The 11,893-nt window shown below is 60.9% G+C and carries 11 protein-coding genes; all 11 read left to right on the forward strand.

The features are described 5' to 3' along the window. Nucleotides 1-316: 316 nt before the first annotated feature. The 11 genes from tcyJ (at nt 317) to M5C01_RS28645 (ending at nt 11,778) form a co-directional block, all read left to right on the forward strand. Nucleotides 317-1,114, forward strand: a complete 798-nt coding sequence (gene tcyJ / locus M5C01_RS28595; RefSeq protein ID WP_103498503.1) for a cystine ABC transporter substrate-binding protein — start codon at nt 317-319, stop codon at nt 1,112-1,114. Beyond that, nucleotides 1,114-1,779 carry a cystine ABC transporter permease gene (tcyL, locus tag M5C01_RS28600; protein ID WP_103498504.1) on the forward strand — a complete coding sequence of 222 codons (666 nt, stop codon included), beginning with the start codon at nt 1,114-1,116 and terminating at the stop codon, nt 1,777-1,779. The genes tcyJ and tcyL overlap by 1 nt, the downstream gene beginning before the upstream one ends. Nucleotides 1,780-1,783: 4 nt before the next feature. Beyond that, a complete protein-coding gene (gene tcyN / locus M5C01_RS28605) occupies nt 1,784-2,533 on the forward strand; it encodes an L-cystine ABC transporter ATP-binding protein TcyN (RefSeq protein WP_152741694.1) in 750 nt (249 codons plus the stop codon). Nucleotides 2,534-2,944: 411 nt separating this feature from the next. Next, complete coding sequence (locus tag M5C01_RS28610) at nt 2,945-3,700, forward strand: hypothetical protein (protein ID WP_103498506.1); 756 nt, start codon at nt 2,945-2,947, stop codon at nt 3,698-3,700. Between the two features lie 211 nt (nt 3,701-3,911). After that, entirely contained in the window at nt 3,912-5,153 is a 1,242-nt protein-coding gene (locus tag M5C01_RS28615) for an SfnB family sulfur acquisition oxidoreductase (protein WP_152741693.1), read from the forward strand. Between the two features lie 23 nt (nt 5,154-5,176). Then, the gene (locus tag M5C01_RS28620) at nt 5,177-6,370 is read left to right on the forward strand and encodes an SfnB family sulfur acquisition oxidoreductase (protein ID WP_152741692.1); all 1,194 of its coding nucleotides are present in this window, start codon (nt 5,177-5,179) and stop codon (nt 6,368-6,370) included. Then, nucleotides 6,370-7,725 (forward strand): LLM class flavin-dependent oxidoreductase, encoded by a 1,356-nt coding sequence (locus tag M5C01_RS28625; RefSeq protein ID WP_152741691.1) that lies wholly within the window; start codon nt 6,370-6,372, stop codon nt 7,723-7,725. The genes M5C01_RS28620 and M5C01_RS28625 overlap by 1 nt, the downstream gene beginning before the upstream one ends. Nucleotides 7,726-7,902: 177 nt before the next feature. Next, on the forward strand, nt 7,903-8,712 hold the full coding sequence (locus M5C01_RS28630) for a MetQ/NlpA family ABC transporter substrate-binding protein (RefSeq protein ID WP_152741690.1): 810 nt from the start codon (nt 7,903-7,905) through the stop codon (nt 8,710-8,712). Between the two features lies 1 nt (nt 8,713). Beyond that, nucleotides 8,714-9,835 (forward strand): ATP-binding cassette domain-containing protein, encoded by a 1,122-nt coding sequence (locus M5C01_RS28635; protein WP_152741689.1) that lies wholly within the window; start codon nt 8,714-8,716, stop codon nt 9,833-9,835. After that, complete coding sequence (locus M5C01_RS28640; protein WP_152741688.1) at nt 9,825-10,469, forward strand: methionine ABC transporter permease; 645 nt, start codon at nt 9,825-9,827, stop codon at nt 10,467-10,469. The genes M5C01_RS28635 and M5C01_RS28640 overlap by 11 nt, the downstream gene beginning before the upstream one ends. Before the next feature lie 109 nt (nt 10,470-10,578). Next, entirely contained in the window at nt 10,579-11,778 is a 1,200-nt protein-coding gene (locus M5C01_RS28645) for an ABC transporter permease (protein ID WP_152741687.1), read from the forward strand. Nucleotides 11,779-11,893: the final 115 nt, after the last annotated feature.

The following is an 11,893-nucleotide window of genomic DNA, read 5'->3' on the forward strand; positions in this document are numbered from 1 at the left end:
AACGACAGAAGACTGTAGGAGCAGGGCTTGCCCGCGAAGAGGCCCGTGAGCCTTGCATCGCCTGATCGGGCCTCATCGCTGGCAAGCCAGGCTCCTACAAGAGGCGGGCAGCCCGGCATCAATTGGGGACCAATGGGTAATAAAATAGAATATACAAATAGTTTTTTATTATTTTATAGAATATTAAGCGCTCGCTATAGTCGCGGCGCAGGCGATTTGGCGCGAGACGCCGGCGCCGCTTTAAGGCAGGATTGACGCTGCTCTTCAGAGCGTCAGTTTCGCGTTCCTTCCCATAAGAAAACACACGGGGCTCGTCATGAATATTTCCGCATTTCGCAAGCGTCTGCTGGTCGGCAGCCTGGGGTTGGTACTCGGTGCCGGACTGCTCGGCCAGGCCTTTGCCGGTGAGCAACTGGACAAAATCAAGAAAGACGGCGTTATCAACGTCGGCCTGGAAGGCACCTACCCGCCGTTCAGCTTTATCGGTGCCGACGGCAAGCTGGCCGGTTTCGAGGTCGAGTTCTCCGAAGCCCTGGCGAAAAAACTGGGTGTGAAGGTCAAGCTGCAACCGACCAAGTGGGACGGGATTCTCGCCGCCCTGGAGTCCAAGCGCCTGGACGCGGTGATCAACCAGGTGACCATCTCCGAAGAGCGCAAGAAGAAGTATGACTTCTCCGAGCCTTATACCGTTTCCGGTATCCAGGCCCTGGTGCAGAAGAAGGACGCCGACAAGTTCAAGACCGCCCAGGATCTGGCGGGCCACAAGGTCGGTGTCGGCCTGGGCACCAACTATGAACAGTGGCTCAAGGACAATGTGCCGAAAGCCGTCATCAAGACCTACGACGATGATCCGACCAAGTACCAGGACCTGCGCGTAGGCCGTATCGACGCGATTCTGGTGGACCGTCTGGCAGCCTTTGAACTGATCAATAAAACCAACGGCACCCTGGCCGTTTCCGGTGAGCCGTTCTCCCGTCAGGAAGCCGGTATCGCCCTGCGTAAAGGCGAACCCGAGTTGCTGGCCGCGGTAAACAAGGCCATCGACGAACTGCGCGCTGATGGCACCTTGAAAAAGCTGTCGGAAAAATACTTCAACGCTGACGTCACTCAATAATGGAAGCAGCTTTTCAGCTTGCGTTGGACTCCGCGCCCTTTCTGCTCCAGGGCGCGTACTACACGGTCATCCTCAGCCTGGGTGGAATGTTCTTCGGTTTGCTGCTGGGTTTCGGCCTGGCCTTGATGCGTCTGTCGCGCTTCAAGACGGTGAGCTGGATCGCCAGGGTCTATGTGTCGTTCTTTCGCGGCACCCCCCTGCTGGTCCAGCTGTTCGTGATCTATTACGGACTGCCGCAGATGGGCATCGAGCTGGATCCGCTGCCCGCCGCGTTGATCGGCTTCTCGCTGAACATGGCGGCCTACGCCTGTGAAATCCTGCGGGCCGCCATCAGCTCCATCGAGCGCGGCCAGTGGGAAGCGGCGGCGAGCATCGGCATGTCGCGGGCGCAGACCCTGCGCCGGGCGATCCTGCCGCAAGCCGCGCGCACGGCTTTGCCGCCGTTGGGCAACAGTTTCATTTCCCTGGTCAAGGACACGGCATTGGCCGCGACCATCCAGGTGCCGGAACTGTTCCGCCAGGCCCAGCTGATTACCGCCCGGACCTTTGAAATTTTCACCATGTATCTTGCCGCCGCCCTGATCTACTGGGTCCTTGCCAGCCTGCTCGCGCACTTGCAGAACCGTCTGGAAGAGCGGGTCAATCGGCATGACCAGGAGTCTTGACAGCATGATTGTGGTTGAAAAACTGACCAAGCAATTCAAAGGGCAGACCGTGCTCAACGGTATCGACCTGACGGTCGAGGCCGGCGAGGTGATCGCGATCATCGGTCCCAGCGGTTCCGGCAAGACCACCTTCCTGCGTTGCCTGAACTTTCTCGAGGAACCCACCAGCGGCCGGATCAAGGTCGGCGACATCGAAATCGATGGCAGCCGCCCGCTGAACCAGCAATTGGGCCTGGTGCGCAAGCTGCGCCAGCAGGTCGGTTTCGTGTTCCAGAACTTCAACCTGTTTCCCCACCGCACGGCACTGGAGAACGTTATCGAAGGCCCGCTGGTGGTCAAGAAGACCCCGCGTGACCAGGCCTTGGCCCTGGGCCGCAAGCTATTGGCCAAGGTTGGCCTGGCAGGCAAGGAAGACGCCTATCCGCGCAGGCTTTCCGGTGGTCAGCAACAACGGGTGGCCATTGCCCGGGCGCTGGCGATGGAGCCGCAGGTGATCCTGTTCGACGAGCCGACTTCGGCCCTTGATCCGGAACTGGTGGGTGAAGTGCTGGCAACCATTCGTGGCCTGGCCGAAGAAAAACGCACCATGGTCATCGTCACCCACGAAATGAGCTTTGCCCGGGATGTGGCCAATCGGGTGATCTTTTTCGACAAGGGCGTGATCGTCGAACAGGGTGAAGCCAAGGCGCTGTTTGCCAATCCCAAGGAAGAACGCACCCGGCAGTTTCTCAGCAAGTTTCTCGGTAATACGTAGGACACTTCTTGACTCAATAAGGCGTACTCAGGGAATGAGTACGACGGTTTCGAAAAGTTGCTTTCCCGGCTATCCGACAATAATTGTTTACTACCGCCTTTCCCCGGCTTCTTCTTTCACACGAACGACTGCGAAAGTAGGAAGTGTCCGAATTCCCGGGCGATCCCCGCCCTGACGGCTTAATGGCTTGACACCTTCCCGGCAAAACTCTTAGCTGCACTTCACAACCTGCACGACGTTATCAGGACTGTATGCACCTTTCGGCCAACTGTTCGCCGGACTGCGCGTGCGCCTTCCAGAATGTTCGACGGTAAGGACGCCTATTAAGGTTCAAGGACAACGGTTGTTTATGCGGCCCAGGCCTGCGCCTGCACGTTGGACTTTTCGTTACCCTACAAAAAGGATTTTTGCATGACTCATTTTCAGGAAACCCTGCGGCTGGCTCCGCCTGTCGTCCCCCAGGCCCATGGGCGTGGTATTGGCCTGTTGGCCGCCGCGCAGTTGTCGATTGTCATCCGGCCCTATGTCGGCATGGATGAGGGCGACCTGATCGAGTTGTTCTGGGACGATTGTTATGTGACGGCGCGGCAGGTGTCGGCCGATGATGTGGGCCAGTCGCTGAGTTTGCGGGTGCCGGAAAGCTTCGTCCTGGACGGGCTGGCGCGGGTTCACTATCGGGTGCTGCGGGTGGGCAGCGCCGGCGCCTGTTCGCGTCGGCTCGAGGTGCCGGTCAAGCTTGCCTGTCCGGGTGGCCAGCCCTTCGGTGAGGAAAACCAGGGCTTGGCGCCGCTGATCATTCCCGCGCCGATCCAGCGCTACGGGGTCAACCCCAGCCAGATGCGCCGAGGCGTGCCGCTGACCCTGGCGCCGTATCTGAACATGGCCGCCGAGGACGAAATCACCCTGCTCTGGGGCGATGTGCGCCTCGACCTGCCCAAGCTCGCCGGCGAGGACGTCGGCAAGCCGGTCAGGGTCTTCGTGCCGCCGGCGGTGATCCAGGAAGCCGGTGAAGACAGTGGCCTGGACCTCACCTACTGCGTGATCGACCGGGTCGGCAACAACTCCCGTTGGGCGCCGGCGCGGCGGCTCCGGGTGGGCAGCGCCCGGCATTACATCAGGGCCCCGCGCCCGGTTTTCCCCAAACTCGCCCAACCCTGCCGAGGCTGAGAAGCTGACCTTCTATGTATATTCCCAAAAGTTAGTTTATTTAATTTTTATACGCGCTTAGGGTATATGCACCGGACCACCGGACTTGTTTGATTTCGCTGGCGTCGCGCTTTCGCGACGCCTCCAAAGAGAGATGAGGACGGTATGGTCAGGAACACAATCACCCTTGTGCGGATCGCCAGGGCATTGCGCACGCCACGGAGTGGCGTTGATGTCTAACTTGCATGAAGCACAGGTCCGGAGCGACCTGGATATTGCCCCGTTGTTGCTCCCGGCCCGGGTGCTGCGCAACGACGCCGAAGCCCTGCAGGCCGCCCGTGAGCTGGCCGAGGCTGCCCGTTTGCAGGCCGCGCGCCGCGACCGTCAGCGCAAGCTGCCCTGGGCCGAGATCGAGCAGTTCACCCGCAGCGGCCTGGGCAGCATCACCATTCCCCGCGAGTACGGCGGCCCGCAGGTTTCATTCGTGACCGTGGCCGAGGTCTTCGCGATCATTTCCGCCGCCGACCCGGCGCTCGGGCAGATCCCGCAAAACCAGTTCGGCATTCTCCAGTTACTGCAGGGCACCGCCACCGAGCGCCAGAAAAAGCAGCTGTTCCTGAGCGTGCTGGAAGGCTGGCGCATCGGCAATGCCGGGCCTGAACGCGGCACGAAAAACACCCTGGAACTCAAGACCCGGATCACCGCCGACGGTGACGGTTTTGTCATCAGCGGCCAGAAGTTCTATTCCACCGGCGCCCTGTTTGCCCACTGGGTGGCGGTCAAGGCGATCAACGACGAAGGGCGGCAGGTCATGGCCTTCGTGCGGCGCGGCACGCCGGGCCTGCGCATCGTCGACGACTGGTCGGGCTTCGGCCAGCGCACCACCGCCAGCGGCACCGTGTTGCTGAATCAGGTGCGGGTGGAAGCGGAAGACGTCGTCGACAACTGGCGCCAGGGCGAGGTGCCGAATATCCAGGGCGCCTACTCGCAACTGATCCAGGCCGCCATCGACGCGGGCATCGCCCGTGGGGCCATCGATGACAGCATCGCCTTTGTCCGCGAGCGTTCGCGGCCGTGGGTCGATGCCAAGGTCGAGCGCGCCAGTGACGACCTCTACGTGATTGCCGATATCGGCAAATTGAAAATCGAACTGCACGCCGCCGAGGCGCTGTTGCGCAAGGCCGGGCAGGTGCTCGATCAGGTCGGCGCCAAGCCGGTGGATGCGGCCTCTGCCGCGCGTGCCTCGATTGCGGTGGCCGAGGCCAAGGTCCTCACCACCGAAATCGCCCTGCTGGCCAGCGAGAAACTGTTCGAGCTGGCCGGCAGCCGCGCCACCCTGGCCGAATTCAACCTCGACCGACACTGGCGCAACGCCCGGGTGCACACCCTGCACGACCCGGTGCGCTGGAAATACCACGCCGTGGGCGCCTATCACCTGAACGGCAGTTTGCCGGCCCGGCATTCCTGGATTTGACGACCAGACCTCTGGAGAAGCACATGACTTTTTCCCAACACGTCGCGGTCATCAGCAGCGACGAGCAAGCCCTGATCGTGGCCAGCGACCTGGCCGAAGACTTCAAGCGCGACAGCATCCTGCGCGACCGTGAACGGCGCCTGCCGCTGGCCGAGCTGGAGGTGTTTTCCCGCTCCGGCCTCTGGGGCATCAGCGTGCCGAAAGCCTACGGCGGTGCCGGCGTGTCCAACGTGACCCTGGCCAAGGTCACGCAACTGATCGCCGAGGCCGATGCCTCTCTGGGACAGATTCCACAGAACCATTTCTATGCCCTGGAAGTGCTGCGGGTCAACGGCAGCGAGGCACAGAAACAGCGCCTGTATGCCGAGGTGCTCGCGGGGCGGCGCTGTGGCAATGCCCTGGCCGAACTGGGCACCAAGACCGCCCATGACCGTGTCACCAGCCTGCGCCGGGACGGCGACGGTTACCGCATCAACGGTCGCAAGTTCTACGCCACGGGGGCCTTGTATGCCCAGCGCATTCCGACTTCGGTGGTGGATGAACAGGGTGTCCAGCAACTGGCCTTTGTGCCCCGTGACAGCGCCGGCCTGAACGTGATCGATGACTGGAGCGGCTTTGGCCAGCGCACCACGGGCAGCGGTTCAGTGGTGTTCGAGGACGTGTATGTCGCCGCCGAAGATGTGATCCCTTTTCAGACGGCATTCGAACGTCCGACCCCGGTCGGCCCGCTGGCGCAGATTCTCCATGCGGCCATCGACACCGGTATTGCCCGCGCGGCCTATGAAGACACCTTGCACTTTGTCCGCACCCGCACGCGGCCCTGGATCGATGCCGGCAGCGACAAGGCCACTGAAGATCCCTTGACCCTCAAGAGCATCGGCCACCTGAGCATTCGCCTGCACGCCGCCGAGGCCTTGCTGGAGCGGGCCGGTGAATACCTCGACCGGGCCCAGGCCGAGACCAACGCCGAAACCGTGGCGGCGGCTTCGATTGCCGTTGCCGAAGCGCGGGCCATCAGCACCGAAATCTCCCTGGCGGCCGGCAGCAGCCTGTTCGAACTGGCCGGCAGCCAGGCGACCCTGGCCGAACACGGGCTGGATCGCCACTGGCGCAATGCGCGGGTGCACACCCTGCACGACCCGGTGCGCTGGAAGTACCACGCGGTGGGCAACTACTACCTCAATGCGCAAAACCCACCGCTGCGGGGGACGATCTGATGGCGAAGAAAAAGATCCTGCTCAACGCCTTCAACATGAATTGCATCGGGCATATCAACCACGGTTTGTGGACCCATCCGCGGGACAACTCGACCCAGTACAAGACGTTGGAGTACTGGACCGAGCTGGCGCAGCTGCTGGAGCGTGGTTTGTTCGACGGTCTGTTTATCGCCGATATCGTCGGGGTCTACGACGTCTACCAGGGATCGGTGGAGGTGCCGCTGCGGGAGTCGATCCAGTTGCCGGTCAACGATCCGCTGCTGCTGGTTTCGGCCATGGCGGCGGTGACGAAAAACCTGGGTTTCGGCCTGACCGCGAACCTCACCTACGAGGCGCCGTACCTGTTCGCCCGACGTATGTCGACGCTCGATCATCTGAGCCGTGGGCGGGTCGGCTGGAATATCGTCACCGGTTATCTCGATAGCGCCGCCCGGGCCATGGGCCTCAAGGAGCAGGTCGAGCATGACCGACGCTACGACCAGGCCGACGAGTACCTGGAGGTGCTCTACAAACTCTGGGAAGGCAGCTGGGAAAACGACGCGGTGCTCAATGATCCGACCCGGCGGATCTACGCCCAGCCGGAGAAAGTGCACAAGGTGCAACACGCCGGCGAGTTCTATCAGGTGGAGGGCTATCACCTTTGTGAGCCGTCACCGCAGCGTACGCCGGTGCTGTTCCAGGCCGGCAGTTCGGAGCGTGGCCTGGAGTTCGCCGGGCGACATGCCGAGTGCGTGTTTATCAGCGGGCAGAACAAGGCCGCGACCAAGGTCCAGGTGGACAAGGTGCGGGCCAGTGCGGTGGCGGCGGGGCGTGATCCCGATGGCATCAAGGTGTTCATGGGCTTGAACGTGATCGTCGGCGAGACCGAGGAAGCGGCCTGGGCCAAGCATGCCGAGTATCTGGGGTATGCCAGCGCGGAGGCTGGGGTGGCGCATTTTTCCGCGTCCACCGCGATCGATTTTGCCGAGTACGAACTGGATGAGCCGATCCAGTATGTGAAGAGCAACGCGATCCAGTCGGCGACCAGGAACTTGCAGAACAACGACTGGACCCGGCGCAAATTGCTTGAGCAGCACGCGTTGGGTGGGCGCTATTTCACTGTGGTCGGCTCGCCCGGGCAGGTGGCTGATGAGCTGGAATCGTGGATCGCCGAAACCGGGCTGGATGGTTTCAACCTGACCCGCATTGTCACTCCGGAAAGCTATGTGGATTTTATCGAGCTGGTGATTCCGGAGTTGCAGCGGCGCGGCTCGTACAAGACCGCTTATGACAGTGGGACATTGCGCGAAAAGCTGTTTCACGGTGAGGCGCATTTGCCGCAGCAACATGCTGGGGCGGGTTATCGCCGGTCCTGAGAGCCTGAGTCACCCTTTGATGTTGCTGTGCCTGTTCCGCCGTCTTCGCGGGCAAGCCCTGCTCCTACAGTTTCGAGTCGTACCCGAATCTTGTGTACGACCACAAAACTGTAGGAGCAGGGCTTGCCCGCGAATAGGCCCGCCCAGACACCCCAAACCTATGACTGGAAACCCATCATGAAAACAACACGCCTCTCTCAACCAGTCAAAGCACTGGCCCTGGCCCTCGGCCTCTTCAGCGCTATCGCTCACGCCGCCGACGCCCCACTCAAGGTCGGCACCACCGCCGCCTTCGCCATCCCCCTGGAAGCCGCTGTCGAAGAAGCCGGCAAACAGGGCCTGAAAGTCGAGCTGGTGGAATTCACCGACTGGATCGCGCCCAATGTCAGCCTCGCGGCCGGCGATATCGACGTGAACTACTTCCAGCACATTCCCTTCCTGGAAAACGCCAAGGCCGCCGCCGGTTTCGACCTGGTGCCCTTTGCCCCGGGGATCATCAACAACGTCGGCCTCTACTCGAAGAAATACAAAAGCTTCGACGAGCTGCCGCAAGGCGCCACCGTGGCCATCGCCAACGACCCGATCAACAGCGGTCGTGGCCTGCAACTGCTGGCCAAGGCCGGCTTGATCACCCTGAAACCCGGCGTCGGCTACAAGGCCACCGAAGACGACATCATCGGCAATCCGAAAAAAATCAAGATCCTCCAGGTTGAAGCCGTGCAACTGGTGCGGGCCTACGATGACGCCGATCTGGTCCAGGGCTACCCGGCCTATATCCGCCTGGCGAAGACCTTCGATGCCGGCTCCGCGCTGCTGTTCGACGGTCTCGATCACAAGGAATACGTGATCCAGTTCGTGATCCAGCCGAAAGAAAAGACCGACCCGCGGCTGATCAAGTTCGTCGATATCTACCAGCATTCGCCGGTGGTCCGCGCCGCCCTGGATAAAGCCCACGGCAAGCTGTACCAGGCCGGTTGGGAAGGCTGACATGAGTGTCGTCAACCTCCAGCGCCCGCGTGAGGAAACGCCGCGCAGTGCCGAGCAATCCGAACTGCACCCCGAACTCAATCGTGCCCATGTGCGTTTTATTGGCCTGGGCAAGACCTACGAAGGCCGCCAGGGCCCGGTGCATGCCTTGCAAGGCATCGACCTGGCGATCCAGCGTGGCGAGGTGTTCGGCATCATCGGCCGCAGCGGCGCCGGCAAGTCGTCGTTGATCCGTACCATCAATCGCCTGGAACAACCCAGCGCGGGGCGGGTGCTGATCGACCAGGTCGATATCGGTGAGTTCGACGAAAACCGCCTGGTGGAACTGCGTCGGCGCATCGGCATGATTTTCCAGCACTTCAACCTGATGTCGGCCAAGACGGTCTGGCAGAACGTCGAACTGCCGCTGAAGGTGGCCGGGGTGCCGAAGCTGCAACGGGAGCAGAAGGTTCGCGAGCTGCTGGATCTGGTCGGCCTGCGGGACAAATACAAGGCTTACCCGGCGCAGTTGTCCGGCGGGCAGAAACAGCGGGTGGGGATTGCCCGTGCGCTGGTCCATGACCCGGCGATCCTGCTGTGTGACGAGGCCACCTCGGCGCTGGATCCGGAAACCACCCAGTCGATCCTTGGCTTGCTGCGCGAGATCAATCAGCGCCTGGGCCTGACCATTGTCCTGATCACCCACGAGATGGCGGTGATCCGCGAAATCTGTGATCGGGTGGTGGTGCTGGAGCATGGTCGGGTGGTGGAACAGGGGCCGGTCTGGCAGGTGTTCGGTGATCCGCAACATGAGGTCAGCCGGACCTTGTTGGCGCCGTTGCAACACGCCTTGCCGGCGGAGCTGCAAGAGCGTTTGCAGGCGCGGCCCGAGTCAGCGGCATCGGCGGTGGTGTTGCGTCTGCAATTGACCGGCAGCGCTGCCGACGAACCGGACCTGGCGGCGTTGTTCAGCGCCCTAGGTGGGCGGGTGCGCTTGCTACAGGGCGGTGTCGAACGAATCCAGGGGCATGCGCTGGGGCAGTTGCTGCTGTCGGTGAGCGGCTCGTCCCTGGGGGCCGAGGAACTGCGTCAACGGGCCGGGCGTTGGGCGCAACAGGTGGAGGTGCTGGGTTATGTGGCTTGATCGATTATGGCAGGGAGTGATCGACACCTTCCTGATGGTTGGCGTGTCGTCGCTGATCGCCTTGCTGCTGGGCATTCCGCTGGCGGTGATCCTGGTCACCAGCGACAAGGGCGGGATCTATGAAGCGCCGATGGTGAACCGGGTACTGGGGGCGTTCGTGAACCTGTTCCGTTCGATCCCGTTCCTGATCCTGATGGTGGCGTTGATTCCCTTTACCCGGCTGATCGTCGGCACCACCTATGGGGTGTGGGCCGCCGTGGTACCGCTGACCATCGCGGCCACGCCATTCTTTGCGCGGATTGCCGAGGTGAGCCTGCGGGAGGTCGATCATGGGTTGATCGAAGCGGCTCAAGCCATGGGCTGCCGGCGCTGGCATATCGTCTGGCATGTGCTGTTGCCTGAGTCGTTGCCGGGGATTGTCGGCGGTTTCACCATCACCTTGGTGACTATGATCAACTCCTCGGCCATGGCCGGCGCCATTGGCGCGGGCGGGTTGGGGGATATCGCCTATCGGTATGGCTACCAGCGTTTCGACAGCCAGGTGATGCTGACGGTGATCGTGTTGCTGGTGATCCTGGTGGCGGTGATCCAGTTGGGTGGGGATCGGTTGGCGAAGGTGCTCAACAAACGCTGAGCATTAAGTTATTCTCCGCGCCGATTGATCTGCGGCAGTCGGTGCGGATTCACAGGGAATCAAGGAATTAGCCAGTTGGCATGGAGCTTTATTATTCAGATTCTCTGTAATGGATGAAGAGAGAGGCCCATCGCTGGCACACGCCTTTGCCGAAGCCGTTCGTGGGCTGAGAGTACTCGGTCGCAAATCCTTGCTGGCGCTGTTTGGGATTGCCGTAGGCTGTGCCGCTATCATCGCCCTGGTCAACATCGGGCATAACGCGGAAATTGAAGCGATCAGTGCATTCCAGAACATGGGCATTGATACCTTGGTTGCTTCATTTCCGGGTTCCACTTCGCAACAAAGTATCGCTCCCGAAGCGCTTGATTTCGCCAGGCTTCGCCAGAAGCTACCGAATATATCCTACGCCGCCCCCATGGCGATTTATGCGACAGACATCCGCTACAACGGTCGCTCCACCGGTGCCACTGTCGTCGGCAGCACAAGTGATTTGTCGGTGGCGCTGAAGTTCAATGTCTTCAGTGGGAGGGTCTTGTCGGATTTCGACCGACATGCCACCTATGCCGTCGTCGGCAGCCAAGTGGCGCGCGCGCTCAGCCAGCCTTCCGACGAACTGTTGATTGGGCGTCAGTTGCAAATTGAAGGTTATATCTTTCAAGTGGTGGGTGTGCTTGAGGATCAGTTCGATAATCCGCTGATTCCGATACAAATAAATAATTCGATATTTGTTCCGATCGAAGGAATGAAAAGGCTGACCTCCAGCCCGCAGGTCAGTGCGATTGTTATCAAGGAACGGGATGCCGCGGATATGGAGCGCCATGCCAAGTCGCTGCGGGAGTACCTGGTCGGTGTCCTGGGGGAGCGTAATATCCTGATTCAAATACCTCAGCAACTGCTGGACAGTATCAAACAGCAGACGAGGACTTTTTCCAATCTGCTGGCAGGGCTGGGTGCGATTTCGCTGCTGGTGGGCGGTGCGGGCGTGATGAACGTGATGCTTTCAAATGTTACGGAACGCCGTAGAGAGATTGGCATTCGGATGGCCTTGGGCGCGCGCCGTCGAGACATTCTTAATTTATTCTTGATGGAAGCCGTTTGTCTTTCTATCAGCGGTGCGTTGATAGGCGCCGTGCTCGGTCTGGTCGGCACGCTGATTTTTGTATCTTTGTCTGGCTGGACCTTTGCCCTGTCTATTGTTTCTGTGCCGATGGGCATTGGCAGTTCAGTGTTGATCGGCCTTTTCTTTGGCATTTACCCAGCTGTTTCGGCGGCTAGATTGGAGCCGATAAAAGCCTTGCGCGATGATTGAGCGCACAGGCGAGTGGGCAACATAAGCGTGGCCGGCTTGCTTTGGCAGCGTCGGCCTCTTGCTTCCCCATGATTTGGGCTCGCTGCTTTTCGGGTGCCAAGCGTATAGTCGCTGC

The sequence above is a fragment of the Pseudomonas sp. MWU12-2319 genome (genome assembly GCF_023242525.1).
Classification (GTDB): domain Bacteria; phylum Pseudomonadota; class Gammaproteobacteria; order Pseudomonadales; family Pseudomonadaceae; genus Aquipseudomonas; species Aquipseudomonas gingeri_D.

Excerpts from the sequence above, each read along its gene's own strand:
- tcyJ (WP_103498503.1), top strand. The coding sequence starts at position 317 with ATGAATATTTCCGCATTTCGCAAGCGTCTGCTGGTCGGCAGCCTGGGG.
- tcyL (WP_103498504.1), top strand. The coding sequence starts at position 1,114 with ATGGAAGCAGCTTTTCAGCTTGCGTTGGACTCCGCGCCCTTTCTGCTC.
- tcyN (WP_152741694.1), top strand. The coding sequence starts at position 1,784 with ATGATTGTGGTTGAAAAACTGACCAAGCAATTCAAAGGGCAGACCGTG.
- M5C01_RS28610 (WP_103498506.1), top strand. The coding sequence starts at position 2,945 with ATGACTCATTTTCAGGAAACCCTGCGGCTGGCTCCGCCTGTCGTCCCC.
- M5C01_RS28615 (WP_152741693.1), top strand. The coding sequence starts at position 3,912 with ATGTCTAACTTGCATGAAGCACAGGTCCGGAGCGACCTGGATATTGCC.
- M5C01_RS28620 (WP_152741692.1), top strand. The coding sequence starts at position 5,177 with ATGACTTTTTCCCAACACGTCGCGGTCATCAGCAGCGACGAGCAAGCC.
- M5C01_RS28625 (WP_152741691.1), top strand. The coding sequence starts at position 6,370 with ATGGCGAAGAAAAAGATCCTGCTCAACGCCTTCAACATGAATTGCATC.
- M5C01_RS28630 (WP_152741690.1), top strand. The coding sequence starts at position 7,903 with ATGAAAACAACACGCCTCTCTCAACCAGTCAAAGCACTGGCCCTGGCC.
- M5C01_RS28635 (WP_152741689.1), top strand. The coding sequence starts at position 8,714 with ATGAGTGTCGTCAACCTCCAGCGCCCGCGTGAGGAAACGCCGCGCAGT.
- M5C01_RS28640 (WP_152741688.1), top strand. The coding sequence starts at position 9,825 with ATGTGGCTTGATCGATTATGGCAGGGAGTGATCGACACCTTCCTGATG.
- M5C01_RS28645 (WP_152741687.1), top strand. The coding sequence starts at position 10,579 with ATGGATGAAGAGAGAGGCCCATCGCTGGCACACGCCTTTGCCGAAGCC.